At 45.3% G+C, this 25,835-nt stretch carries 21 protein-coding genes and 1 pseudogene; 5 read left to right on the top strand and 17 right to left on the bottom strand.

From position 1 onward, the window contains the following. The first annotated feature begins 51 nt into the window (after nt 1–51). A complete protein-coding gene (locus AC4E8A_RS03820; RefSeq protein WP_490196922.1) occupies nt 52–597 on the top strand; it encodes a YhcN/YlaJ family sporulation lipoprotein in 546 nt (181 codons plus the stop codon). Nucleotides 598–715: 118 nt separating this feature from the next. On the opposite strand, the pseudogene ypfJ reads toward AC4E8A_RS03820, so the two are convergent. Both ypfJ and AC4E8A_RS03810 read right to left on the bottom strand, forming a co-directional pair. Then, nucleotides 716–1,607: pseudogene (gene ypfJ, locus AC4E8A_RS03815) on the bottom strand (KPN_02809 family neutral zinc metallopeptidase). A gap of 83 nt (nt 1,608–1,690) precedes the next feature. Then, nucleotides 1,691–2,632 (bottom strand): IS30 family transposase, encoded by a 942-nt coding sequence (locus AC4E8A_RS03810; protein ID WP_490196920.1) that lies wholly within the window; start codon nt 2,630–2,632, stop codon nt 1,691–1,693. 680 nt (nt 2,633–3,312) lie between these two features. Here AC4E8A_RS03810 and AC4E8A_RS03805 point away from each other — a divergent pair. Beyond that, nucleotides 3,313–4,776: an amidase family protein gene (locus AC4E8A_RS03805; RefSeq protein ID WP_490196918.1), complete on the top strand. Its 1,464-nt coding sequence runs from the start codon at nt 3,313–3,315 to the stop codon at nt 4,774–4,776. 129 nt (nt 4,777–4,905) lie between these two features. Here the strand turns inward: AC4E8A_RS03805 and AC4E8A_RS03800 are convergent, their stop codons facing one another. Then, the gene (locus tag AC4E8A_RS03800) at nt 4,906–6,618 is read right to left on the bottom strand and encodes an ABC transporter ATP-binding protein (protein WP_490196917.1); all 1,713 of its coding nucleotides are present in this window, start codon (nt 6,616–6,618) and stop codon (nt 4,906–4,908) included. 75 nt (nt 6,619–6,693) lie between these two features. Here AC4E8A_RS03800 and AC4E8A_RS03795 point away from each other — a divergent pair, with 75 nt between their 5' ends. Continuing rightward, nucleotides 6,694–7,599: a hypothetical protein gene (locus AC4E8A_RS03795; protein ID WP_490196915.1), complete on the top strand. Its 906-nt coding sequence runs from the start codon at nt 6,694–6,696 to the stop codon at nt 7,597–7,599. On the opposite strand, the gene AC4E8A_RS03790 is transcribed toward AC4E8A_RS03795, so the two are convergent. The 3 genes from AC4E8A_RS03790 to AC4E8A_RS03780 all read right to left on the bottom strand — a co-directional run bounded on the left by AC4E8A_RS03790 (nt 7,583) and on the right by AC4E8A_RS03780 (nt 11,645). Next, nucleotides 7,583–8,515 carry a TRM11 family SAM-dependent methyltransferase gene (locus AC4E8A_RS03790; protein WP_490196913.1) on the bottom strand — a complete coding sequence of 311 codons (933 nt, stop codon included), beginning with the start codon at nt 8,513–8,515 and terminating at the stop codon, nt 7,583–7,585. The two genes, AC4E8A_RS03795 and AC4E8A_RS03790, sit on opposite strands and share 17 nt — an antisense overlap. Nucleotides 8,516–8,625: 110 nt before the next feature. Beyond that, nucleotides 8,626–10,872, bottom strand: a complete 2,247-nt coding sequence (locus tag AC4E8A_RS03785) for a bifunctional diguanylate cyclase/phosphodiesterase (protein WP_490196911.1) — start codon at nt 10,870–10,872, stop codon at nt 8,626–8,628. A 188-nt stretch (nt 10,873–11,060) separates the two neighbouring features. Beyond that, nucleotides 11,061–11,645 carry a vWA domain-containing protein gene (locus tag AC4E8A_RS03780; protein ID WP_490196909.1) on the bottom strand — a complete coding sequence of 195 codons (585 nt, stop codon included), beginning with the start codon at nt 11,643–11,645 and terminating at the stop codon, nt 11,061–11,063. Between the two features lie 96 nt (nt 11,646–11,741). Between AC4E8A_RS03780 and AC4E8A_RS03775 the strand changes: the two genes are divergently transcribed. Next, nucleotides 11,742–12,248: a hypothetical protein gene (locus AC4E8A_RS03775; protein ID WP_490196907.1), complete on the top strand. Its 507-nt coding sequence runs from the start codon at nt 11,742–11,744 to the stop codon at nt 12,246–12,248. A gap of 702 nt (nt 12,249–12,950) precedes the next feature. On the opposite strand, the gene AC4E8A_RS03770 is transcribed toward AC4E8A_RS03775, so the two are convergent. The 7 genes from AC4E8A_RS03770 to AC4E8A_RS03740 all read right to left on the bottom strand — a co-directional run bounded on the left by AC4E8A_RS03770 (nt 12,951) and on the right by AC4E8A_RS03740 (nt 21,115). Further along, complete coding sequence (locus AC4E8A_RS03770; protein WP_490196905.1) at nt 12,951–14,303, bottom strand: GH1 family beta-glucosidase; 1,353 nt, start codon at nt 14,301–14,303, stop codon at nt 12,951–12,953. Between the two features lie 44 nt (nt 14,304–14,347). Continuing rightward, on the bottom strand, nt 14,348–15,367 hold the full coding sequence (locus AC4E8A_RS03765) for a LacI family DNA-binding transcriptional regulator (RefSeq protein WP_490196904.1): 1,020 nt from the start codon (nt 15,365–15,367) through the stop codon (nt 14,348–14,350). Nucleotides 15,368–15,463: 96 nt separating this feature from the next. Next, nucleotides 15,464–16,306, bottom strand: a complete 843-nt coding sequence (locus tag AC4E8A_RS03760; RefSeq protein WP_490196902.1) for a carbohydrate ABC transporter permease — start codon at nt 16,304–16,306, stop codon at nt 15,464–15,466. Nucleotides 16,307–16,308: 2 nt separating this feature from the next. Then, a complete protein-coding gene (locus tag AC4E8A_RS03755; RefSeq protein ID WP_490196900.1) occupies nt 16,309–17,253 on the bottom strand; it encodes a carbohydrate ABC transporter permease in 945 nt (314 codons plus the stop codon). A 72-nt stretch (nt 17,254–17,325) separates the two neighbouring features. Continuing rightward, the gene (locus AC4E8A_RS03750) at nt 17,326–18,615 is read right to left on the bottom strand and encodes an ABC transporter substrate-binding protein (protein ID WP_490196898.1); all 1,290 of its coding nucleotides are present in this window, start codon (nt 18,613–18,615) and stop codon (nt 17,326–17,328) included. Between the two features lie 477 nt (nt 18,616–19,092). Beyond that, nucleotides 19,093–20,058 carry an ATP-grasp domain-containing protein gene (locus tag AC4E8A_RS03745; protein WP_490196896.1) on the bottom strand — a complete coding sequence of 322 codons (966 nt, stop codon included), beginning with the start codon at nt 20,056–20,058 and terminating at the stop codon, nt 19,093–19,095. After that, complete coding sequence (locus AC4E8A_RS03740) at nt 20,051–21,115, bottom strand: LLM class flavin-dependent oxidoreductase (RefSeq protein WP_490196894.1); 1,065 nt, start codon at nt 21,113–21,115, stop codon at nt 20,051–20,053. Before AC4E8A_RS03740 ends, AC4E8A_RS03745 begins: the two co-directional genes overlap by 8 nt. A gap of 211 nt (nt 21,116–21,326) precedes the next feature. On the opposite strand from AC4E8A_RS03740, the gene AC4E8A_RS03735 reads away from it, so the two are divergent. Next, nucleotides 21,327–21,536 carry a hypothetical protein gene (locus AC4E8A_RS03735; protein WP_490196892.1) on the top strand — a complete coding sequence of 70 codons (210 nt, stop codon included), beginning with the start codon at nt 21,327–21,329 and terminating at the stop codon, nt 21,534–21,536. A gap of 127 nt (nt 21,537–21,663) precedes the next feature. Here AC4E8A_RS03735 and AC4E8A_RS03730 read toward each other — a convergent pair whose 3' ends face one another. The 4 genes from AC4E8A_RS03730 to AC4E8A_RS03715 form a co-directional block, all read right to left on the bottom strand. After that, nucleotides 21,664–22,272, bottom strand: a complete 609-nt coding sequence (locus AC4E8A_RS03730; protein ID WP_490196890.1) for a DedA family protein — start codon at nt 22,270–22,272, stop codon at nt 21,664–21,666. 270 nt (nt 22,273–22,542) lie between these two features. Next, the gene (locus AC4E8A_RS03725; protein WP_490196889.1) at nt 22,543–23,328 is read right to left on the bottom strand and encodes an SDR family oxidoreductase; all 786 of its coding nucleotides are present in this window, start codon (nt 23,326–23,328) and stop codon (nt 22,543–22,545) included. A 191-nt stretch (nt 23,329–23,519) separates the two neighbouring features. Then, nucleotides 23,520–25,202 carry a glycoside hydrolase family 13 protein gene (locus AC4E8A_RS03720; RefSeq protein ID WP_490196887.1) on the bottom strand — a complete coding sequence of 561 codons (1,683 nt, stop codon included), beginning with the start codon at nt 25,200–25,202 and terminating at the stop codon, nt 23,520–23,522. A gap of 288 nt (nt 25,203–25,490) precedes the next feature. After that, a complete protein-coding gene (locus tag AC4E8A_RS03715) occupies nt 25,491–25,646 on the bottom strand; it encodes a DUF1540 domain-containing protein (protein WP_490196885.1) in 156 nt (51 codons plus the stop codon). Nucleotides 25,647–25,835 lie beyond the last annotated feature (189 nt).

Below are 25,835 nucleotides of genomic sequence, written 5' to 3'. Positions count from 1 at the left end.
CAGTCGGTAAAATCTATCTTTGAAACTAAATTTGATTTGGAGGTAAAAGATATGAAAAGCCTTAAAATGATCCTCACCGTTATGACTGGATTGTCTTTACTTGCCGGCTGCGGAATGGCCAACAGCGGCAATGGAGCAGATGATAATAACCTTCAGACCCGAAATGTCGGCTATAATAATAACGGAAATGACGGAAATAACATGAACAACGGCAATAATGGGAATGGGATGCTCGACGATGGTAATGCAAACAACGGACAGCAAACAATGGAATCCGCCGAAGAAGCTGCGAACAAGGTCAATGAATTAAAAGAAGTACGGGACGCTAATGTCATCGTAACGGAGAACAATGCATTTGTTGCTGTTGTGATGGAGGGTAAGGCCAAAGGGGAAGTCACAAAGGATATTGAACAAAAAGTAGCAAAAGCGGTGAAGGATACAGATAAGGATATCAATAATGTATATGTATCCTCCAACCCTGATTTTGTTAAAAGAATGAAGGATTACGGAAATGATCTTCAGAACGGAAAGCCAGTCAGGGGATTGTTTGAAGAGTTCAGCGAAATGACAAGAAGAGTATTTCCTAACGCTCGTTAATAACTTGGCAGTTTGCGGAATGCACCTGGTATTTGTACCAGGTGCATTTTAGTGATTTTGTCTCTCGGTACATTTCGACGCTCTACCGGTACAATTCCCTCGCGCATTCCATAGCATTTCAAAATCCCGCAGCAGAACGTTCAGCTGCGGGTTGTTTTATTCTCTTTGGCTGCATACCTCGAAACGTATCACCGCCTTCAATGGTGCCGTTTTCGAATCCTTTGTAGAACCATTTCTTTCTTTGTTCAGAGGATCCATGGGTAAAGCTTTCCGGCACCGCATACCCTCTCGCCTTTTTCTGTAACGTATCGTCTCCAACAGCACTTGCCGCCGTCAAGGCTTCCTCCAGGTCCCCTTCTTCAAGCAAATCCATCCCTTGAGCATGATGCGCCCAGACGCCTGCATAATAATCCGCCTGAAGTTCAAATCGGACAAGGTATTTATTGAATTCCGTCTCACTCAATTGATTGCGGAGAGGTGTGAGTTCATCACTCGTTCCAAGTAATGTCTGCACATGATGGCCGACCTCGTGGGCAATCACATAAGCCATGGCAAAGTCCCCAGGAGCCTGGAATTTTTGCCGCAGCTCTTGATAAAAACTCAGATCTATATACAGCTTTTGATCTCCCGGACAGTAAAATGGCCCCACAGCCGAGTTTGACGTTCCGCATGCTGATCGAACGTTATCAGTATACAGAACAAGGGTTGGCTCTTCGTATACCAATCCCCGCTCTTCAAGGACCTTCGACCACACTTCCTCCGTATCTGCCAATACGACCGACACAAAATCTGCTAGTTCTTCTTCCTGCTGAGTTGCCTGATAGGGCTCGCTTGTGTCTGTACTTGTTCCTCCAATGCTGTTTAACAGTGCTCCCGGATCGCCGCCAAGAAAAGTAAACAGGAGGACCAGGATAATTCCGCCGATTCCTCCGCTGGCCGCGATGGTCTTCCTCGCCTATTCCCCGTCGGTCTTCTACATTCGAACTTCCCCGTCTTCCTCGCCATTTCATTTGTTTGTCCTCCAGTGTATGTTGGTCTATCCCTTTTATACCCGGGATTACAGAAAATATTATTATCATTGTAAATTGTCAACTCAAGTCGAACACGGCAAGAAACTCATGAATACCTCAAATGGCGTATTATAATTGAGCACTTTCCGGGGGACCTGGTTAAACGTCAAGAGAAAGTCCATAATGTCCTTCTGGGTCATCCGGCTGAAATCGGTTCCTTTTGGGTATGTGCGCCTAATGCGGCCGTTGCTATTTTCATTGGTGCCACGCTGACCTGGTTTGCCGGGATCCGAGAAGTAAAAGGGAACTTCCAGCCCTTTCTCCACTTCTTCCCAAAGATGAAATTCCTTGCCACGGTCTGCGGTGATGGACTTTACCACTTTTTTAGGCAAGTTTTTCAACACGTGGATGATGGACTGGGCGGTTTCACTCGCCGTTTTCGCCGACAGCTTATAGATAATCTCAAACCGGCTGGTACGCTCGGTCAACGTGAGAATCTGACTTTTGTGCGACTTGCCGATGACTGTATCGACTTCCCAATGCCCGACTTGGCTTCGGGGCGCACTACGAGCATGAATCTTTTTAAGACGGGGCATCTTGCCTCGCGTTTCCGTCATGTTGTTTTTCAACTTCCGCCCTTTTCGAATCAGAAGCTTTTGGGACAGCTTGAACAGACCGAGGGCAGCGTACCGGTAAATGCTTGATACACTGATTGGAAAAGGGTTTTTATGCATTTTACAATACCGGCCTACAATGCTTTCAGGCGACCAGCCTAGCTTAAGTTTGGTCAAAATATAGTCAATATCTTCTTGATGGACCGTGCGTCTAGAACCGCAGTTTTCCCTCTTGGCATCGTAGTCGAGCTGAGCCTGCAGGGCATTATAAGGTTTACAGCGTTTTAGCTCGTAATGAATGGTGCTTTTGCTTCTTTTCAACTGTGAGGCAATGTAAGACAGCGATTTCTTTTCCAGGCAATAACTTTCGATTAGTACACGTTCCTGTGGTACGATATGGGTATAGCTCATTTGGGAACACTCCTTAGTTGATTGGCGTTAACTATTGTGTACCCACTTGAGCTATTTTAATTTACGAGCCGTTCGACTTAATATGATAATCTACACATCATAAAAAGGGATTCGGCTCAATCCATAGTATACTTATTGTTACAGATCCATTTTCTTTGAGCCTCTGGAAGAGGTCATTTTTAAAGGCTCTTTTCATAACTTTGTTGCTATTTGATAATAATTCCGAAAGATAGTGGAGTAATGAACCGGAAAAAACCCCTGTTTAGCAAGAGAGAAGAGAGCTTCTCTCTTCTCTCAGAGCGAAAAACGTAGTATGCAGGGGGATAAATCCGGATTTGGGATTTTTCTGGAAGCAACAATGAATGCGAAAACAGCCTTCCGTAAACTTTCTTGCTATTCAAAATGAATGTCAACCATTATTTTGGTCATTCACCGGATAACCACCTGTAAGCAGGAAAGAAAAGAGCTACCCTCCCTTTTACGAAGGGAAATCCATGGAATACAGGGGAAAAAGCCGGCTCTTGGGATTTTTTCGAAAGCAACAATGAATGCGAAAACAGCCTTTTTAAAAAAGCCTGATAGGCAGGAGAAAGAAAAGAGCTCTCTCCCTGTTCAAAGGAAAAAGACCTGGTAGAAAATCCATATGATAACAGCGTTTTAAACAGAAAGGGACGAATATCATGATCGATCCACATTTGGAAGAATTAAATAAAGGCTGGCTTATCGAAGCAGGCATCGGGGATATCCAGGAAAAGATACAGAACGATGAACTAACCTCCCAGGACCTTGTATTGATGTATCTCGACAGAATCGCGGAGCTCGACCAGTCAGGTCCAGGAATCAATTCCATTATTGAACTCAATCCTGATGCCCTTCATATTGCCGCCAGCCTGGATTATGAAAGAAAGACAAAAGGCAGCCGGGGCCCTCTTCACGGCATTCCGGTTGTCATTAAAGACAATATTGATACAGCCGACAGCATGCATACAAGTGCGGGTTCAATGGTACTTGCGGAACATTATGCAAAAGATGACGCGTTTCTTGTGAAAAAACTTCGTGAAGCGGGTGCCATCATTCTTGGAAAAACGAACTTGACCGAATGGGCCAACTTCATGGGAGAAGAAATGCCTACAGGATACAGTTCCAGAGGCGGCCAGGTGTTGAACCCTTATGGAGCTGACTTCATGGTCGGCGGTTCCAGTGCCGGTTCGGCTGCTGCCATCGCTGCCAATCTCGCTGTTGTGGCGGTAGGTACAGAAACATCCGGCTCCATTTTAAGCCCGGCAAGCCAGAACTCGCTTGTGGGAATAAAGCCCACGGTCGGTTTAATCAGCAGGACCGGTGTCATACCGATTTCCCATACCCAGGATACCGCCGGCCCGATCGCCCGGACAGTAACCGATGCTGTTCACCTTCTGCAGGCGTTGAAAGGTGTGGATGAGAAAGATCCAATAACTGCAGCGAATGAATTAGTGGACACCTGTTTTACGGACCACCTGCTTGCAAACGGACTTCAAGGGAAAAAAATCGGGATTGCCCGCAGCACCTATTTTGATTATCTTGATGAGCCCAAACTGGACATCATGAATGCCGCTGCAAAGAAGCTTAGCGATTTGGGGGCGGAAGTTATTGATTCAGTTGAGATTCCATCCACTGACGCAGATTGGGATATCAATGTGCTTCTATATGAATTCAAGTCGGGGATTAATGCGTATCTAAAAACGGTCCATCCGTCTGTCGGCGTCCGGACGCTGCGTGATATCATCCGTACGAACAACGAACTTGGCGGACCAGCCTTGAAATACGGACAAAAAGTAATGGAAGAATCTGAAGAAACCACTGGCCTGTTAAGTCCTGCATACCTGAAGAGTTTGGAAAAGGACCAATACCTTTCCAAAACCAGCGGAATTGATGCCGTGATGAAAGAACACAGTCTCGATGCCATCGTATTCCCGAACAACTACGGAGCCATGATTCCTGCCAAGGCCGGGTATCCGTCCATCACAGTGCCAGCCGGGTTCACACCTGAGGGAGAACCGGTCGGGATCACCTTTACCGGAGGAGCCTGCAGCGAACCTGCCTTGATCGAGATCGCTTATGGATATGAGCAGGGAACGAAGCACCGCAGGGCTCCCAAATTCTAGTGACAGGCACGCCCCCAAATTTGTCGATTTGAGATTGAACAGACGTTTTTATTCGGGGTGTAACGGCACAACCCGGAATTTCCACATAAATAAGCCCGCTATCCTCCTTAGGATAACGGGCTTCGTTTTTTAATGCTGATGGGCATGCAGTTTTGCAAATATCCCATTTTCGTGGGACAGCAGCTCGGCATGGGAACCGTCTTCTGCGATGCCATCTTCAGTGATGACCATGATCCGGTCCGCTTTTTTAATAGTGGCCAAACGGTGGGCGATGATCAGTGTCGTTCGGTCTTTTGACAAGTCATTCAGAGCTTCCTGGATGATTGCCTCTGTTTCGGTGTCCAGTGCTGAAGTTGCCTCATCCAGGATTAAAATCGACGGATCCTTCAGGAACATACGGGCAATCGCCAGCCTTTGCTTTTGGCCTCCGGAAAGCTTCAGTCCCCTTTCCCCGATCTGTGTGTCATATCCATCAGGCAGAGATGCGATCAGCTCAGTCAAATGGGCTTTCCGCACCGCTTCTTCAATTTCTTCCTGCTGTGCTCCCAGCTTTCCATAAGCAATGTTCTCACGAAGTGTCCCCGTAAATAAGAAGACATCCTGCTGAACAATGCCGATGTTTGCCCTGAGCGATTCTTTGGTCATATCACGGATATCCATTCCGTCAACAGTTATAGCGCCTTCCTCCACATCATAGAAACGGGGAATCAATGAACAGATCGTGGTCTTTCCAGCCCCTGACGGACCGACGAACGCGACCGTTGTCCCTGCATTGATTGAAAAAGACATGTCATTCAAAATGGTCCGGTTGTTTTCATAGCCGAAGCTGACATCCTTGAAGCGGATATCCCCTCGTAGAGCAGGGACTTCGACAGCATCCGGTTTGTTTTCGATATCGGGTTCCATTTCCATGAGTTCAGAAAACCTCTTGAACCCGGCCATTCCTTTTGGATACAGTTCGAGAAGGGCACTTATTTTATCAATCGGCTTGAACAATGCATTTAAATACAGAATGAATGCCACTAGTTCCCCATATGACAACTCATTTGTAAAGCTGAGCCATGCACCGTACACCAAGATGGCCAGCGTCATCAGCCTGGTGGTGACGTAGATACCCGAGAGGTTCCAGCTCATCACTTTGTACGCCTGCAGCTTCGATTTACGGAAGAACAAGTTATTTACGTTGAACCGCTTTTTTTCATATTCTTCATTTGTAAAAGACTGAACCACACGCGCGCCCGACACACTGTCCTCCACGCGGGCATTCACGTCCGCTATATTTCCGTACATCTTCGTCCAGGCCGCATTCATTTTGATGTTGGAATACGAAATCAGCCAGATCAGGAACGGAACGATGATGATGGCGACAAGTGCCAGCTTCACATTGATGGTCATCATAATCCAGAACGCCCCGATGAATGTCATGATGGCAATGAAAAAATCCTCAGGCCCGTGGTGGGCAAGCTCACCGATGTCCATCAGGTCATTTGTGATCCTGCTCATGATATGCCCCGTTTTGGTATTGTCAAAAAAACGGAAGGACTGCCGCTGCACATGATTGAACAATTCACGGCGCATATCGGTTTCAATGTTGATCCCAAGCTTATGCCCCCAGTAGTTCACGACAAACTGCATCCCGGAGCTCATCATATACAGAGTCAAAAGCCCCGCACTTACTGCTGTGATGGTGGTCCAGTTCCCTTTTGGCAGAAGTTCATCGATGAACCAGGAAACCGCCAGCGGGAAACCCAGTTCCAGAAGCCCGACCAGCATGGCACAGAAAAAGTCTATGTAAAACAGCTTTTTATGAGGCCGATAATAGCTGAAGAAACGCTTGATCATAGGTGGACACCCCATTTCGATAGTTTAAAAGGTTAAGTACACTCTGATTATACTGAATTTCGGGTGTCTAAGGAATTGTTTTTTTATCCGGGGGGCGGTTCGCGCTTTTGTACGGGGGTTGCGGCGTTCGGCTGGGTTTCGGCGTTTCAGAGCCCAGTTTCGGCGATTTCACTCTGCTTTTCGGCGCTTTTGCACGGGGTTTCGGCGTTCTTGCTCGGCTTTTCGGCGATTTTGCACGGGGTTTCGGCGTTCAGCTGGCTTTCGGCGATTTTGAACCGGGTTTCGGCGTTTCAGAGCCCGGTTTCGGCGATTTCACTCTGCTTTTCGGCGCTTTTGCACCGGGTTTCGGTGTTCTTGCTCGGCTTTTCGGCGCTTTTGCACGGGGTTTCGGCGTTCAGCTGGCTTTCCGCGATTCTGAACCGGGTTTCGGCGTTTCAGAGCCCGGTTTCGGCGATTTCACTCTGCTTTTCGGCGATTTTGCACCGGGTTTCGGCGATTCTGAACCGGGTTTCGGCGTTTCAGAGCCCAGTTTCGGCGATTTCACTCTGCTTTTCGGCGATTTTGCACCGGGTTTCGGCGTTCTTGCTCGGCTTTTCGGCGCTTTTGTACGGGGGTTGCGGCGTTCGGCTGGCTTTCGGCGATTCTGAACCGGGTTTCGGCGTTTCAGAGCCCAGTTTCGGCGATTTCACTCTGCTTTTCGGCGCTTTTGCACGGGGTTTCGGCGTTCTTGCTCTGCTTTTCGGCGATTTTGCACCGGGTTTCGGCGTTCAGCTGGCTTTCCGCGATTCTGAACCGGGTTTCGGCGTTTCAGAGCCCAGTTTCGGCGATTTCACTCTGCTTTTCGGCGATTTTGCACCGGGTTTCGGCGTTCAACTGACTTTCGGCAAATCCAAACCGGGTATCGGCAATCCCGCCGCAGTCGGCTGTCTCTTCCTGACAGGCACAAAAAAAAGCAGGCGCCGAGTCACACACATAAGATGACTTCGCGTTTGAAATTCCCTTTCATAACAACACAGCGGTCTTCTATTTCAAAGTTTGCCTGTTCAATGACCGAGTCGATATCTTCAACCGTCACGATTACAAGCCGTTTGGTAAACCTTCGCGCGCTTTTCAGCATTTCAAGCTGTTCATCGGGCGTGATCACCGAGCAAAGGTTATAAGGGAGATCGATGATTGCAGCATCATAGCTTCCTTTTACACTCCTGATATCCCTTACATCTACTTGCCCTTGAAGCTTGAAATACTCTATGTTTTCTTTGGCACCGGGAATAACAAGCGGATTGAGGTCACTGCCAATGATGTCAATTCCCATCGATAGCGCCTCGACCAGCACCGTCCCGATTCCGCAGCAGGGATCGATTGCCTTTTTCCCGGCAGGATCAGGGACGGCAATATTAACAACCGCCCTGGCAACACGGGTGCTGAGTGCTGTTGAATAACTGTGGGGTTTATGCTGATGCTTCAGCCAAACCGCTTCGTTTTGAACATACTCACCGAAAATCCAGCGGCGAGACATGTTTTTTAGTCCATACAATATTTCAGGGTTTCTAATGTCAGCTTTTCCTGGGATATTCAAGCCGACGCTACGTTCTGCTCTCCTCCGGTCTTCGAATCCTGTTTTATCATTTTTTATAAAACTTGGATCTTTCACATAGATGACCTTGAAAGAAGATACCGGTGCAGGCAATTCCCTTACTTTCTTCATCAATTCTTCCATGGTCCCGCCTTCACAGAGGATGCCAATGCGCTCTCTTATGAATGGGCTGCGGCTCGGATTTATTTTAAGAGTGCTTTCAAGGATGTTCGAATTGGAAGCCTTCCCAAAAATGGCGCGCATCTCCATTGCACATAGGAACCTCTCATTCTCTTCCCAGGCATAATTATAAATATACTTCAAATCTGCTGCACTTCCTTTATCGCTTTAAAGCACCGAGGGACTGTCCCTCGGTGCGGTGATGCGTTAATACGGCAGTGGAACCGGGGACTGTCCCCTATCGCGGTGATGCGTTAATCTGCTGCAGGGGGATTTTCGGCGCCACTTGTGATATAGTCCTGCAATTGACCAGCCGGCAGCGGGCGGCTGTAGTAATAGCCTTGGCCGATGCGGCAGGAGTTCTTTATCAGGAAATCGACCTGCTCTTGTTCTTCCACACCTTCTGCGATGATGGAGAAATTCATATTCATTCCAAGGTCAATGATGGTCTTTACAATTGAACCATTTTTGGAGTGCTGGGAATCATCAATAATGTCATCGACAAACGATTTGTCGATTTTGATGTGATCAATCGGAAGATACCTCAGATTGTTCAAAGAAGAGTACCCAGTCCCGAAGTCATCAATGCTGATGGTTACCCCCAGGTCCTTCAGGCTGTTCAATATCCTTGAAGTCCTGTCAAAGTCCTGCATGATGCTCTCAGTAATCTCCAGTTCAAGCAGAGCGGGATCCAAGGCGGTCTCTTCTAATACTGTTTGAACATATTCTATGAAGTCGTCATCCTGAATCTGTCGTACCGATATGTTGACAGCAACAGAGATGGAATTTGATCCAATCTCTTCCCACTCCCTGCATTGCCTGCAAGCCTCTCGCAAGACCCACTTTCCGATCGGGACAATCAATCCGGTTTCTTCTGCGAGCGGTATGAATTCTGCGGGGGATACCATTCCCAAAGAGGGATGTTCCCATCGAAGCAATGCTTCCACTCCTAAGATTTTTCCTGTTATAAGATTGACTTTCGGTTGATAATGGAGACTGAATTCGTTCTGTTTTAGTGATTTGCGGAGTTGATTTTCCAGGTCCATTTTTCGTGTAGCATTGCTGTACAATTCCTTATTATAAAACTGAAAGTTATTTTTTCCGCGTTCCTTTGCAAAATACATAGCGGTATCAGCATGCTTTATCAACGTTTCCTGATCTGTCCCATCTCCAGGGTACATACTGATTCCAATGCTTGGTGTCACAAAAAATTCCTGACCGGATAATTCGATCGGTTTAACAAAGCTTTGCAAAATCTGACTGGAGAGAGTAGAGACTCTTTCTTTGTCAATGTCTTCGAAAAGGATGATGAATTCATCCCCGCCCTGCCTGAAAACGTCTCCTTCTTTTTCAATCACATTCCGTAAGCGCTTGGCCACTCCCACTAGCAATTGATCTCCGGTTGTGTGCCCTTTTGTGTCATTGATTACCTTGAAACGGTCAAGGTCGAGAAAAAGAATAGCAAACGTCCCGATTTCTGATTTTTCAAGTTTTTTATTCAGTTTTTGCTTGAACATATTCCGGTTCGGCAGACCGGTCAAGGTATCAAAATAGGCCATTTCGCGAATGGTTTCCTCGGATTTTTTCCGCTCGGTGATATCCCGGCCCATCAATTGGAAGGCAGGCTTTCCTCCATATAGAATCGGCATAGCTGAAATCTCGACGTCAATGAGGGTACCATCGAATCGGATGACCTCTGCTTCAAATATGAGATCATCGGTTTTCCCCTCGCTCCAGCTTTGATTGACAGCTTCTCTCACCCCATCTATATTTTGCCCTCTTACAAACCGTTCGATTTCCTGCCCCATTACCTCTTCAGGATTGCGGGCGCCAAGAAGCCTGCTTCCGGCAGCATTCATGTAAACGAATCTTCTGTTTCTTATAACTGAAATGATATCAGGGGATAACTCCACCAGGCTGCGGTACTGGTCCTCACTTTCTTTTCGATCGGTGATATCAAATAAAACGCTTGAAAAATATACAAGGTCCCCATTCTCATCGAGGGTGGGAATTCCCCTATCCTGGATCCAGCGGACATTTCCATCCGGCTTGGTGATCCGGTAAGTACTTGTACAAGGGGTCCCTGTCTGGATAAGCCTCCGCCTCTCCTTCTGGATCGGCAGGTCATCAGGATGGATGACTTTTTTCCAAAGAAGGGGGTCTTTGTAAAACTCCTCCAGATCCCTTCCATACAGCTTTTCAATTCCAGGCGTGATCAAGAGCTTATCCGTTTTCAAGTCGTGGGTCCAAATAGCAACATCCAACGATTCAAAAATGTTATTTAATTTTTCATTGCTTTCCTTCAGCTCACTCGTCGCCTGAAAAACACCCTTTAACATAAAATATACCAGTCCAAGGGTAATGATCGTCATAGCAACTTGCATAACCAGGTTCATAAAATTATCAATCGGAAAATATAACCCCAGGATCAACTGCAGTATTTGTATAATAATGACAATGAAGACGATGTTCATGAATGAGGTATTCGTTCTATAATCCAATGTATGTGAGCTCCCAGTTTAAAGTTTGTGACTACCTGATCTTACTATATAATATCGACAAAAATCGAAAAAACATTAACAGGCTGTTGATATTAGTCTAACTTTCTTGGGAGCTTGAAACAAGGACTTTAGCGCTTTAAAGCAGCCGGGGACAGTCCCCGACTGCTTTAAAGCGCTAAAGTAATCTACTATTTTTCTCTGATGTCAGAGACCGCTTCGCTCATTTTTGCATACATCTTTTCCATACCTTCCTCTGTTGCTTCAAAGTCGTAGGCATTCTCAGCGCTGATGCCAAGGTGGTTCGCTTCTTCTGCCGCATTAATATTAGCGCCCATGAAGATGAATTCCCAGCTGTATTTCTCTCTTTGATGCTTGATCATCTCATTGATTTTTTCATAAGTGAACTCCCGGCTCGCGTTCTCCATTCCATCTGTTGTGATAGCAAAGATCACGCTGTCCGGCCGGCTGTCCTCAGGAGTCTTTGCCAATCTTTGTCCCACTTCCACAATCGTTTTTCCAACAGCATCCAGCAAGGCTGTGCAGCCCCTTACAAAATATTCTCTTTCAGTCAATTTTACCTCCTCGGCCTTTGCTCCCTGCCAAAGCACCTCATAACGATCATCAAACAGGACAGTGGTTACCAGCGTTTCCCCTTCCAACTTGGACTGGCCTCTGACAAATCCGTTAAAGCCGCCGATTGTATCGATTTCAAGCCCTGCCATGGAGCCGCTTCGATCAAGGAGGAACACCACTTCCGTCAGTTTCTTATTCATCTTTTCCATCTCCTTCAGTTAGTTGATGGTATAATCATACTTGACGACATCCATATTTTGGTCGCCTGGCGAGCGACATTTCGGGAGGCAGGAATTATGCTTGATCAGACCCTTTTAAGAGAATTGAAAGACTATATTCACTTGCACTTGCAACAGGAAAACAGTCCCCTGTCCGATGCCTTGGAATCCTCCTATCAAATAGACAGTGAATGGATGGATCAGGCAAAATCCAGTGAATTGGAAGATTTCATCAGTGAGAATGAACAACCTTCATTCAGGCAGGAACTGTTCACTTTAATCGATGAAAAAGGGATGACTGATCCGCAAGTTTACAAAAGAGCCGGAATTGATCGGAAGCTATTTTCCAAAATCCGGTCAAAACCCGATTACCATGTCGGAAGGAACACCGCAATTGCCTTGGCTCTTGCTCTTCAACTTGATGTGGACGAAACCGATGACCTCTTACACGCAGCCGGGTATTCTCTCTCCTACAGTGATACCTATGACCTCGTGATCAGATATTGCCTTGAGAAGAAAATCTATGATATCGACTATGTAAATGATGCACTGGATTCTCTTAGTTTGAAGACATTGAGCGGGTGAAGAAGTGATGCGTTAAAGCACATAGGCTCAAAAGAAGCTGCTTCCAAAGGGTAAATAGTTCCGTTTTCTTGGAGAAACACTGTAAATGGCATATGAGTCAGCATACCTTTCAGCCCATAAAACGAATGGTTGTTTATGTGGTTTTATCAAGTTTATCATATAGTACTAATAAAATAGCATAGCAATAAGCACCCGGAATAACACCTTGACAATGAATCGTGTGATCGTGCTATGCAGGGTCTATTTTACTTATTTTTCGGGATGTGATTTTAATCTGCTCCAAGATATGAGCAGATACGGAAGATGGCAAGATGAAGAGTGAGTAACCAGTGATAGAGGGGAGTTTTTCCCTCTATACAAAGCCAAGGTGTCTATTTTTACGTTTTCCGAGTCAAATAAGAGGAATTTCTCCCTTTATTTAAGCTGTTTTCAGTATTTTTCTGCTGATTAAGGGGAGTTTCTCCCTCTATAAATTTCCATTGCAGAGAACCTAGTTTCATTATGTAAGCATGCAAAAGTTTAACGGGCAACTATTCAGCGATTGGGTGCGTTAATCGAATAAGAACAAAAAAGCTTGGGATATCCCAAGCTTTTTTGGTTTGTTAATTCCCTTAGTTCGAAAACGTATGTTATTCAGGCTGCCATTTTATGTTTTCTCCACATTATCTGAACTGCTTATCCAAAGGGGCAGCCTCTTTCTCATCAGGAACCCTTCATTTCAAACCAGCCATTTTGAATGATTTGTTTGTACCAGTAGTAACTGTCTTTCTTGGTTCTCTCCAATGTATTGAAGTCGACATGTATCAATCCAAAACGCTTGTCATATCCTTCTGCCCATTCAAAGTTATCAAGGAGGGACCAGGTCAAGTAGCCCTTGATATTCACACCTGAATCGATGCTGCGTTTCAGCGAAGTCAAATGCTCCTTCAAATATTGTATCCTTCTCCCATCTCGAACCCGGCCATTTTCAGCTTCATCATTATAGCAGGCACCATTTTCCGTGATATAAATAGGGACACGCCCATACTGTTCCGTTATTTTACAAAGCACCTTATAAAATCCTTCCGGGTAGATGTTCCAGTCAATATCCGTCTTTCCGTACCCGATATCGATCTTTTCCACGTCAAAAAGTTCATGGTTCTCCTTGTATCTGGCCACACTCCCGGTATAGTAGTTGATGCCAAGGAAATCAACCTTCTGGCTGATGATTTCCATATCGCCGTCTTCGATGGTCAGCGTTACTCCTTTTTGCTTCAGCCATTCTGTCATAAATGCGGGATAGCTTCCTTTGAAAACCGGATCAAAGAACCATTCAATGAACCATCCTGTCGCCCTCCTGCATGCGTCAACATCTTCCTGCTTATTGCTGAAAGGTTCATTCCACTCTGTGTTCGGCGCATATCCGATTCCGCCTTCCATGCCCGACTCCCTAAAGAGTCTTACTGCTTTCCCATGGGCCAGAAGCAGATGATGGGAAATGGCGGCTGCTAATTGAAGATCCTTGTTTCCAGGTGCATGCACGCCAATGAAATTAGACAGAAACGATACACACCAGGGTTCATTTATAGTAACCCACTTCGTTATTTTCCCGCTGAATTCTTTAAACATAAATGCAGCATACTCAGCGAATGCTTCAACGGTGTCCCTATTTTCCCATCCGCCCCTGTCTTGCAGGGACTGCGGCAAATCCCAATGATAGAGGGTGCACATCGGCTCAATGCCATTTGCCAGTAGAGCATCCACAAAGTGATGATAATATTGCAGCCCTTCAGGATTTACCGAACCCGTTCCCTCCGGAAAAATCCGCGGCCATGAGACAGAGAAACGGTACATATCAATGCCGAGTTCTTTCATTAACTTAATATCCTCTTCATAACGATGGTAGCTGTCGCACGCCACATCGCCATTGTCGCCATTTTTGACTTTACCAGGAGTGTGGGAGAATGTATCCCATATGGATTGGCCTCTCCCTCCTTCCAAAGCTGCACCCTCAATTTGGTAAGCTGCTGTTGCGGCCCCCCATTTCATATCCTTTGGAAATTCAATAATAGCCATTTCAGACCTCCCATATATCATACCGAATAATTTCCGGGTTATTTTTAAACTAATTTCCCTCCGCAAGATTCCCTGATGATCAGTTTTGAATCGATGAATACAGGCTTCATCTCCTGATCGTTGCTGATTAGATCATTAAGCATGCGGGCTGCTAGTTTTCCTAATTTGTCTTTATCCTGCCTGACAGTCGAAAGTTGAGGGTCGCTATAGCGGCAGGCATCAATGTCATCACAGCCGATTAAACAAATATCGTCCGGGATGTTCAGCCCCTCTTCCTTTATGGCCCTCATAGCACCCATGGCCATCATATCGGATGCTGCGAAGACCGCTTGGGGAAGCTGATCAGCCTGCAATATCTTCTTCATTGCCGTATAACCGCTCTTCTCGTGGAAATCCCCATATTGCATCCATTCCTTTCTCACTTCAAGACCAAATTGATTCATGGCCGTCCGTAATCCTTCCTCCCGCAATTTCGTAATCGCTGATTCAGGATTTCCGCCGATGAAGCCAATGTCCTTGACTGAATTCAGATAAAGATGCTGAACGACTTTATTGGATAGATTGATATTGTCGGTCATCACATAGCTGGATTTTGGCCCATTCAGTTCAAGGTCGATCCCTATGCAAGGAATATCACTTTCAACAAGTTCATAAATAGCATCCTCAATTTGTTCTCCGGTAATAATGAGACAGCCATCTACATGAAAGTGACGGCACCTCGCTAAATAACTGCCATTATCCTGATAGAAATGTTCATTTGAAAACATAAGGATGTCATAACCCAGCAGCCCTATGTTTCTTTTAAAAGCCGTCACAACCTCTATAAAGAAAGGATGAGTAAATTCCACATTTACTTTTCCGGCGTAAATTAATCCAATTAAATTAGATTTCTTAGTAGCCAGAGATTTAGCTGAAAAATTTGGCTGATACCCCGTTTGTGAAATAATATCAAGCACTTTCTTCTTTGTAGCTTCGCTGATGCTCCCTGTGTTATTTATAATTTTAGATACAGTTCCAGGGGAAACGCCCGCCATTTGTGCGATATCTTTTATCGTTAAGTTCATGTCTATCCCTCAATTGCTGTTTAGTAGAGTTGACTACTTTTTAGATTACTAATAAATAGTTGGTGAATCAATAAGGTGAAATCCGGTAAGCCGGTCTCATTTAACAGACCCCTCTGTAATACTGGAGATGAACAGCTTGTTAAACAATAGGAAGATCACCAGCAATGGAACCGTCGCCCAGAATACTCCGGATAAAATCATCCCAAAGTCAATGTTAAACGTATTGCTTAAATTGGCCAGTGCTACTTGAATCGTATAGGTCTCCGGATCCCTCAATACCGTGAACTGCCATAAAAATTCTCCCCATACCGCCGTGAAGACAATGATACCCAGCGTCGCAAACGCCGGCAGAATGATTGGCAGCACGATGCTTCGATATATCTTGAAATTAGAGCAGCCATCAAGCTTTGCTGCTTCAATCAGTTCGTCTGGAACAGACTCACTGACATACTGCCTCATTAAAAAGATTCCCAACGGATTCAAGAAAAACACGATCATCACGCCTGACAACGTGTCGAGCAGCCCGGCTTTTGATATGAGGAAGTATTGCGGTATTAATCCCAATTGTGGAGGGATGATCATTGTCAGCAAGATCGCAAAGAACAGTATATTTTTTCCAGGAAATTTAAATTTTGCAAAAGCAAATCCGGCAAGTGAGCTGATGGCCAGGACGACTAATGTCACAATTGTACATAGAAGAAAGGAGTTCCATAGCGCTTGAAAAAAGTCTATTTGCGCAATTACCTTTTGAAAATTGGAAACCAGCAAACTGCCAGGGGTGATCGTCGGCGGAATTGAATTATATGCCGAACTCGGGGAAGTGGCCATGACGAACATCCAATAAAATGGGAATAAGGATAATAGAGAGGCTAAAGATAGAAACAGGTAAATGAAGATCCGGCTTAAAGACAGCTTCTTATGTTTATTTATTTTTTCCATCTTCAGACTCCCCTCCTTTTCCTGCCAAATCCCGATGTAAGCATTGTGTTGACCGCCGAGAAAATAATGATGATGAACAACAAGATAACGGCAGTTGCAGAAGCCGTGCCAAACGATTGCAGTTTGAAAGCATCGCGGTACAAATACATGACCACTGTCATTGCTTCATCCCTTGTAAAAGCCCCTGTTCCAAGAAAAACAGTAGGTTCCGAGAATAATTGCAGTGCTCCTACAGTTGAGAAGAAGACCGTCAAGATAATGAATGGCTTGAGCAGCGGCATTGTAATATATAAAAGCTGCTGCCTCTTATTGGCCCCGTCAATTGTGGCTGCTTCGTAAAGATCATTAGGGATACTTTGAATGCCTGCCAGGTAAATAATCGTGTTATAACCGACCCATCTCCAAAATACCATGATGGAAATCGCAATCTTTGTTCCCCACTCAGAGGTTGCCCAGTTAACCGGGTCAAAGCCGAACAATCCTAATACATAATTTGCCAGTGAGGATTCATGGTTACTGAACAGAACACTGAATATAAGGGCAACCGCCACCATCGAGGTAATATAGGGCATGAAAATGGTCACCCTGAAAAAATTTTTAAAACGGAGAAACGTCAAATTCAATAGAAATGCCAGAATGATTCCCACAATCAGCTGCGGAGCCGTACCCATCAGCCCCATGATGATGGTATTATAGACCGACTTCCAAAAAAGCGGGTCTTCGAGTACAACTTTAAAGTTCTCCAACCCCACAAAAGACATAGGGCTCAATCCATTCCATTTTTGGAATGCTAAAAAAATGCTGAAGACAGCTGGATAAAGCCCAATGATGCCAAAGATGATAAAAAAAGGAGCAACATATAAATAACCGGATATCATGTCTTTCTTTTCTTCAGAAAGATACCTTTTACTTTTAACCGCCTGTACCTTACTAGTTGGAATGTTCATAATCCCCCCCGCTTCCGCTTATGAAGTTGGATATGGACCAGAGAAAGGCCCATATCCCAAACTAAATCACCATCAGCGGCTGATTAGATCCTCTGCCCTTTTGATTGCCGCTTTCCATTCAGCTTCCGGATCTGCTCCTTCCTGAACATTTCGAAGTGCATTCAACACTTCCTGATGCACCGGGAAGTATTTCACACCTTTGTAGACGGCGCCATCAATGTCCTGGGCTGCCTCAGCAAATACCGATGCCGTTACCTGGCCGTCAAAAAACTTGTCTTCGTTTGACTTGAATTCGTCCATGTCATATACAGATTCAGCAGATGGGAATAATCCTTTGCTTTGGAAAGACTTCAACTGATTTTCAGGAGAAACCAGCCACTCAACAAAGTCATAAGCCTCTTGGGGATGGTCGGTTTCACTCGGGATGGAGATATAAGAACCGCCCCAGTTTGCTGAGAAATCCGTCGGCAATGTTGCCACTCTCCATTTTCCTGAAGCATCCGGTGCATTGCCTTCCATCCAGCCTTTTAACCAGCCTGCACCAAGTTCAGCCGCAAATTCACCAGTGTTGACAGCATTTGCCCATTCAGGTGTCCACATATCGAATTTGCCGACAATACCTGCTTCATCGAGTTCAACAGCATAATCATAAGCCTGCTTAACTGCATTTCCATCTTTCCCTAAAAGCAATTCACCTTCAGGATTTAAATAGGTTTCGACTGATGCGTCAAGATAGGCACGATATGCCATTTCCATACTGTCTACAAATGGTTTGCCGGTTGCCTCTTTTACTTTCAGCCCCGCTTCCTTGAAGGCTTCCGGGGAATCAATCAGTGCAGATACTTTTTCCGGTTCAACAGGCAGCCCTGCCTCTTCAAATAAGTCTACCCTGTAGTAAAGTGCCTTCGGACCAATATCAGTTGGTAATCCAAACAAGAAATCACCTGCCTGATTCTCTCCAGCGTTCCATTTCCAATCCAGGTATTGATCCTGTACATCTTCAGCCCCAAGGTCATATAAATTTTCAAAGCGGTCCTGAGCTTCTTTAAAACGATCCAGCTGATCAACTTCAAGAGCTGCGATATCAGGAGCACCGCTTCCAGCGGATAATGCTGTAAACAAAGCATCATGATGTTCAGCTGTCTCTGCAGTCCTGAACTTAATTTTCACATTAGGATTTTCTTTTTCATACTCCTTTGCCAATTCCTCATAATTTGTAGCACCAAAAGCCCAGAAATCCAAGGTTACTTTGTCTCCGCTTTTCCCATCAGAAGATGCTTCATCATTCCCGCTGCATGCTGCAAGTGAAAGTGCAAGTACTGAAGACAGACCGACCGCCATCCATTTCTTCATGCTTTTCATTTAACATTTCCCCCTGTTTATCAATTTCCCATCCGCCCTTTCAAGAAAAACAATTAAGGAAACCGGTTTCCTTAAAAGGTAAAAAAAATGAACCCGAACCACTTTGAAAACGTTTTCTACTAGGATTATATACATTAATTTTCAGAATATCAACACTTTTTTAAAAATTCAAGAAAGCGGTTTCCTTAATGCTAGATTCTCTGATAGAAAAGAAAAAAATCCTGCGATTAATAGATTACTCTACTTTCAGGTAAATGCACGGGTGACATTTATTATAAGGTCAATCAGGCCGGTCAGCTATTTACTTTGAACAATGATAATTGTTGTAGTTCCTTGCTATTGTTACGGTATTCTGTTTCTTCACTAATTCATGGATTATATCCAATATAAAGAGGCACCGCAAATTCAGCGTGCCTCTTTTTGGACATATTTTCATTCTTTGCTTCTGCAGAAACAATTGGAACATAAGGGTTTTTCCTATATCGCAGTAACTTGCTCTTTTTCATCCAGCTTCTGCAATCCCTGGGCAAGGAACATGGCCAGTTCCAGCATTCCATATTTGTCAGCTCTTGCCTCCGCATCGGAATTGTAGTTGGTATTGGTATTAATGTCATAGGTGTAAATTTTGCCTTCTTGATCATAGATGAACTCAATCCCGGCCACCTGAATATCATTGGCTGCCAGAACGTTCTCGTATTTTTGTAAAATAGGATCCTGGAATCCGTCAATGATTTGGAACTTCGGCTTTTCTTCAGGCTGCTCTTCGCCAACCGGGCAGAACAGATCACCGATTGAGCAGGCATCAGCCGGGCAGAGTTCGAATCCTTCCGATGTATCGACTCTGACTGCGTAGATGAACTTGCCGCCGACAAATTCACAGCGTGTGATGAAGCTTTCCGGCGCTTGAATGTACTCCTGAATCAGTGTCACTCCATCAACCGGCTCTTCAAACGCCGGTCCATCGACGTAGTTTCTGAGACTCTCAATAGTTTGGAATAACTGCACTCCCAGGCCTTTTCCGGCACGGTTATGTTTCGTGATGAACGGTTTACCTTCAAAGGCTTCTGCCGCTTTCAGGATTTGTTCTCTCCCTACTGCAGCGACTGTTTTCGGTGTCGGCACCCCATGCTTGCTCAGTTCAAGATACTGTTTCACCTTGCTGACCTCAAGTTCAAGCGCACGGCTGCCGTTCACCACTTTCCGTCCATGGGCCTCAAGCCATGCCAGTACCTGTCCAGTATATTCAGCCGCAAAGCGGTTGCCTCTTGTATGGGAAGAAGCACTCATCCTGCTGTAAAAAATGCCTTCCGGCGGTTCCTGTGAAAGATCCAGCGTCCCTTCACTCAGGTGCCATTCCTCGTAAGGCAGTCCCAGCTCTTCCAATCGATTTGTCAGGTGAACCGTCCACTCGCTGTTTTCATGGATTACATAGATTTTACTCAACCGTAAGCACTCCCTCTGCTGTTTTTCTTTTTTCCTCTACCAAAGGCATAACCTGTTTTGCAAAGCGTTCCATCTCTTCAAGCTGCGGTGAGAATTGAAGGAGCAGCAAGTCCAGTCCGGCATTCTCATATTCCAGGATTCTATCTGCTATCTGCTCTGGAGTTCCGACCAAATTTGGACGAAGGCCCCGGTTGGATACAGAGTAATCCTGCAACTGAACCTGCTGTTCAAGCTGGGATTTACTTGTGAAGTCCTTAAAGCCAGAGTAAGCATCCGATTCTTTCACATCCGTGATTCTTGCCAGTTCATCCACCGCTTCCTCTTCTGTATCGCGGCAGATGATATAGGCAGCCATACCGAATGAACTCAAATCCGGATTCCTTGTCTTTTCTCTTCTGGATTTCATATCCGCTACTTTTGCTTGAATTTCTTCCACTGTCCCGCCGTGCATTACATAAGCATCACATTTTTCAACGATGGTGGTTTTTCCTTTTTCACTTTCACCGCCGGCATAAAGAATTGGATTCGGTCTTTGAACCGGTTTCGGGAATAACTTGGTGTTTTCCAACTGATAAAATTTCCCGTCATAAGAGAAGGAGTCTTCTGTCCAAAGTCCTTTTAGCACATCGATAAATTCCTGTGTCCGGTCGTAACGTTCATCGTGCTCGGTGAATACACCGCCATATTGACGGGCTTCCTCCGCCCACCAGGCAGAAACAACGTTCAAGGTGAAACGCCCTTTGCTCAGTTGATCGATGTTGGCTGCCATTTTTGCTGTAATGGCTGGATTATGGAAACCAGGGCGGATTGCAGTCATGATTTCAAGTTTATCCGTCACCGCCGCAAGTGCAGCAGCTGTAGTCCAAGCTTCTAATGAATCTTCTGATTGGCCTTTTATATCATTTAAATAAAGTTCCGCGATCAACGTTGTGGAATACCCCCACTTTTCCGCTGATGTGGCAACCTTTTCGGCATATTCATAAGTGGCCGGCATGTTTTCATCCTCAACATTGCGCAGCCATCCTCCAAAGATCGGTAACCAAAAACCATACTTCATATATCCTCTCTCCTTCACTCACCTAATCTCTACTATTCCAACCAACTCTGTCGGTTTTAAATTAGATAATATTTCAAATTGGAGAAATTGTCAATTAAATTAACTGAAAATAGGTAAAATCCATCTGACATAAACCGGGGCGTGCCTGGCACCACCCGGTTTTCTTTGACGATAAATTCCATAATAAGGTAGAATATACAGTAGAAGATAGGTGTTTAAAATCAATCAAAAGCTTGGGGAGATGCTGATGTTTATCAACAAGAGGAGGGAACGCAGGCAAAGAAAAAGAGCAGAAGGCACCTACACATTTTGGGATGTTATCGGGGATGTATTGATTTGGGTGCCGGAGCTGATTGTCCTGCCATTCCGGATTCTTTGGTATCTGTTAAGGGGAATTTCATCGATCTTTGACTGGACATGAAGTGTGAGGCCGTAACAAAAGCCGTGCTGCTCAGAAATAGAACAGCACGGCTTTTGGATCTATTTACTTTAATGCTTTAAAGCGCCGGGGGACAGTCCCCGGTTGCTTTAAAGCGCTAAAGCCCCACTTACTTTTTCCTCTTCTTTTTAAAGAAATAAACAAGGAACACGATTACGAGCAGTGCAATCACGGCATAAGCGATGTTTGAGTAGATGTCCATGTATCCCACAATATCTTCCCATGACTCACCTACCTGTGCACCCAGATTCACCAGGACCGTGTTCCAGATGAGCGTGCCAGCCGTTGTAAAAATAAGAAACGGAACGAATTTCATATTGGACATCCCCGCCGGAATCGAAATCAAGCTTCTGATCAGCGGAACAAACCGGCAGAAAAAGACAGACCAATACCCATACTTATCAAACCATGCATCCGCTTTACGGATATCTTCCCTGCTCAGACGGAGAACATGCCCCCATCTGTCCACGATTTTCTCCATCCGCTCAACATCGAGCTGCAAACCAAGCCCATACAAAACCATCGCACCAATCACGGATCCCAAAGTCGAGGCAATGACCGCCCCCCAAATCGTCAACTCGGATGTCGTCGTTACAAAACCGCCAAACGTCAAAATCACTTCAGAAGGAATGGGCGGAAAAATATTCTCCAAGGCAATCAAAAGGAAAATACCTCCGTACCCAAAACTGTTTATAATCTCAGTCAGCCAGTTCTCCATATAACACTCCTTTATGTCCCATTCATATCTATGGTCTGTTATTTCCTTTCCCGTAGGGGTTAATCTCTAAAACTTGCAATCTTTACCCGTCTATTTTTACTCAGCTTGTCCAAAAGAGCAATAAGAATTTTGCAAGGAAATCCCCTCATGCCTTTAGTCCTTTAAAGCGGCGGGGGACTGTCCCCCGCCGCTTTAAAGGACTAAAGGATACACAAAAAAGACTCCCTTTGCAGGAAGTCTTTGGTGATAGTCAAACGTTTGGATAATAGATCAGATTTCCATATCCCAGCGCTCTTTCTGGGTTTTCTTCAACTGTTCCTCGGTTTCCTGGGGATACACTGTACGGAACTTATGGTGGTCGGCTGGGATGATTTCAATCATTTTCTGAATCATATCTTCAGGATCGAATTGGTCCTCCAACCCTTTATGCATTTCTTTTATCGACCCTTTCGGCGTCAGGTTTTTATCGTCATCGAACCATTTCCATATTTCCTCGGCACTCCGTTTATTGAAGCCTGTTTCGAATGCTCCCGGATTGATGGTCGCTACCTGCACGTTGAACTCTTCCAGTTCATTCCTTAACGTCTGGGCAATTCCTTCAACCGCATGTTTGGTAGCTGTATAGGGGCCGACATATGGAGTGGCAGAGATTCCGGCCATCGAACTCATGAAGATGATCTTCCCGCTTTTCTTTTTCATGAACTTTTGCGCTGCGATCTGAACGCTTTCAAGCGTCGCAAAAACATTCACCTCGAAAAGGGCACGAAACCGGTCCATCGGCACTTCTGCCAGCGGTCCTCCTTCGTTGATTGCCGCATTCGCTACGAATATATCAAAGTCATATTCTTCAATCTGCGCACGGTCACGCGGGTTGGTGATATCAAGCTTGAATACTTCCATATCCAATCCCTGACTCTCTGCCTCCCTTAAAAGGTCCGTTTTTTGGGGAGTTATTTCTGTCGTCGCTATGATGCGGTGGCCTTTCTTGGCAAGCCCTAGTGCTGCTCCACGCGCCAAGCCGCTTCCTGCTCCGGTGATGAAGATCGTTTTGCTCATTAAGAATTCCTCCTATTTGAGTGTCTTCTATCCTCTTCCCGGGATAGCAGCCAGCGAAACTTTCTAGGACGGCATTCCACTTCACCCCTTTAAAGCGCTAAGAGGGACTGTCCCTCTTAGCGCTTTAAAGGACTAAACAAAGAGATGCATCCGCAATAGCGGATACACCTCTTTGGGTCTTTGCTATTCATTTAATGCACTAAATACACGCGTGCTTCGTATGGGCGAAGTTCCACATTCTTAATATCTTGGCTGCTGTCCACCTCATAGTTGCTGATGAGCAGTTCTTTGCGGCCGCTTTCCAGTTCTGCCGGCAGCCGGAATTCTGGTATGCCGCCTGAGAAGTTGAGCATGACGATCATCTTCTGTCCTTCATACTCTCTCACATAGGCGTAGATCTTTTCGTGGTCCGGCATCAAGAGATCATAAGACCCGTAAACCATGATTGGGTTTTCTTTGCGCAGCTCGATCAATTTTTTATAGTAATGGAAGACAGAGTCAGGATCCGCTGATGCCTGCTTTGCATTGATTTCCTTGTAATTCGGGTTAACCTGGATCCAAGGCGTTCCTGTAGTAAAACCCCCATGCTCGCTGTCATCCCATTGAATTGGCGTACGTGCGTTGTCACGACCTTTTACATAGATGGATTCCATAACTTTGTCGTGATCCTCACCGTTTTCAACCACTTTTTCCCGGTACATGTTCAGGATCTCAATATCTTTGTAATCATCGATTGAATTGAAACGGACATTCGTCATCCCCAGTTCTTCCCCTTGGTAAATATACGGAGTCCCTTTCAACGTATGAAGGAAGGTAGCCAGCATTTTCGCTGATACCACACGGTACTCTTTGTCATTCCCAAAACGCGAAACCATACGCGGCTGGTCATGGTTATTCAGGTACAAGCTGTTCCAGCCTGCCTGCTCTAACCCTTTTTGCCACTTTGTAAAACTGCCGCGGAGGTCGGGCATCCTCATTGGACGGAGATCCCATTTACCGCCGGGACCTGAATCAAGGTCCACATGTTCGAATTGGAATATCATGTTCACTTCTTTCCTGGCTTCAGAAGTATAAAGCTTGGCTTCATCCACATCAACTCCCGGCATTTCCCCGACTGTCATGACATCATAGCCTGATAGTGCCTTGTCATGCATTTCCTGCAGGTAGTCATGAATTTTGGGTCCGTTCATATAGTACTGCCCGCCTGGAGCATAGTTACGCCCTTCAGGAAGTTCAGCGTCCGGCAGGCCGTCCACTTTCGAGATGAAGTTGATGACATCCATACGGAAACCGTCAATCCCTTTATCCAGCCAATATCTCATCATATCGTAAACTTCTTCACGCAATTTTGGATTCTCCCAATTTAGATCCGGCTGCTTTTTGCTGAATAAATGAAGGAAATATTCACCCGACTGCTCATCATACTGCCACGCCGAGCCGCTGAAGCAAGACTCCCAGTTGTTCGGTTCTTTCCCATCTTTTCCTTCTCTCCAGATGTAGTAATCACGATAAGGATTGTCTGGTGACTTTCTGGATTCCGCAAACCACGCATGCTCGTCTGAACTATGGTTCACGACAAGATCCATGATCAGCTTCTGGCCGCGCCTATGCATTTCTTCTAAAAGACGGTCCCAGTCAGCCATCGTTCCGAATTCATCCATGATACCCCGGTAGTCACTGATATCATACCCGTTATCATCATTTGGAGACTGATAAACCGGTGATAACCAAATGACGTCAATGCCAAGCTCCTTCAAGTAATCCAGTTTCGAGATGATTCCATTGATGTCGCCAATTCCATCACCATCGGAATCTTTGAAACTTCGAGGATAGATTTGATAGACAACTGCTTCTTTCCACCATTGTTTACTCATGAATTGTGTCTCTCCTTTTATTAAACTGCCAAGCTGATTATATCATGCAAACGTTTGCATTGATACAGATGTCCCTCCCGCGAAGCAAAAAAATGGACTGAACAACTGTGATTATTACCAAAACACGCTAAATTCATGCTTCACACAGTGCCCGTCTCGTAGACTATGAAAGTCAGTGCTTTAGCGCTTTAAAGGAGTCGGGGACAGTCCCCGACTCCTTTAAAGCGCTAAAGTGTCAGGTCATAAAGATAGACAGCGGGATTCCCGCTGTCTATCCTCAACGTTATATTAAGCTTCAGGTTCAAAAGTCTGGCAATCCGTTTCTTCGCTTTTTCTTGGTTTACTGCCCGCATGGCTGGATACGAAAATCTGGTCAGCCGTGCATTTCCGGCCATCTCGATTGTACACACAGTTATTCACTTCACATAATACATCTTGTGCCATAACTGTACACCTCCTTATTTTTTAGTAGAACGTATTCTCTAAAGAAATAGCTGGAGAAGATTGTACCTTGTTTGGTATATACCCCGGTGAGTTGTTATTAACCATTTTTTCAAAAAAATGCCCCCTTGCTTTCAAACGCAACCCGTTCAGTACAGAGGGAAAAACCAATAAATTGAAAGTTAATTTGCG

This window comes from Bacillus sp. SRL337 (assembly GCF_984799155.1).
This window is presented reverse-complemented; position numbering and strand designations above follow the sequence as displayed.

Coding starts and splice junctions, on each gene's coding strand:
- AC4E8A_RS03820 (WP_490196922.1), top strand. CDS start 52: ATGAAAAGCCTTAAAATGATCCTCACCGTTATGACTGGATTGTCTTTA.
- AC4E8A_RS03810 (WP_490196920.1), bottom strand. CDS start 2,632: ATGAGCTATACCCATATCGTACCACAGGAACGTGTACTAATCGAAAGT.
- AC4E8A_RS03805 (WP_490196918.1), top strand. CDS start 3,313: ATGATCGATCCACATTTGGAAGAATTAAATAAAGGCTGGCTTATCGAA.
- AC4E8A_RS03800 (WP_490196917.1), bottom strand. CDS start 6,618: ATGATCAAGCGTTTCTTCAGCTATTATCGGCCTCATAAAAAGCTGTTT.
- AC4E8A_RS03780 (WP_490196909.1), bottom strand. CDS start 11,645: ATGAATAAGAAACTGACGGAAGTGGTGTTCCTCCTTGATCGAAGCGGC.
- AC4E8A_RS03775 (WP_490196907.1), top strand. CDS start 11,742: ATGCTTGATCAGACCCTTTTAAGAGAATTGAAAGACTATATTCACTTG.
- AC4E8A_RS03770 (WP_490196905.1), bottom strand. CDS start 14,303: ATGGCTATTATTGAATTTCCAAAGGATATGAAATGGGGGGCCGCAACA.
- AC4E8A_RS03765 (WP_490196904.1), bottom strand. CDS start 15,367: ATGAACTTAACGATAAAAGATATCGCACAAATGGCGGGCGTTTCCCCT.
- AC4E8A_RS03760 (WP_490196902.1), bottom strand. CDS start 16,306: ATGGAAAAAATAAATAAACATAAGAAGCTGTCTTTAAGCCGGATCTTC.
- AC4E8A_RS03755 (WP_490196900.1), bottom strand. CDS start 17,253: ATGAACATTCCAACTAGTAAGGTACAGGCGGTTAAAAGTAAAAGGTAT.
- AC4E8A_RS03750 (WP_490196898.1), bottom strand. CDS start 18,615: ATGAAAAGCATGAAGAAATGGATGGCGGTCGGTCTGTCTTCAGTACTT.
- AC4E8A_RS03740 (WP_490196894.1), bottom strand. CDS start 21,115: ATGAAGTATGGTTTTTGGTTACCGATCTTTGGAGGATGGCTGCGCAAT.
- AC4E8A_RS03730 (WP_490196890.1), bottom strand. CDS start 22,272: ATGGAGAACTGGCTGACTGAGATTATAAACAGTTTTGGGTACGGAGGT.
- AC4E8A_RS03725 (WP_490196889.1), bottom strand. CDS start 23,328: ATGAGCAAAACGATCTTCATCACCGGAGCAGGAAGCGGCTTGGCGCGT.
- AC4E8A_RS03720 (WP_490196887.1), bottom strand. CDS start 25,202: ATGAGTAAACAATGGTGGAAAGAAGCAGTTGTCTATCAAATCTATCCT.
- AC4E8A_RS03715 (WP_490196885.1), bottom strand. CDS start 25,646: ATGGCACAAGATGTATTATGTGAAGTGAATAACTGTGTGTACAATCGA.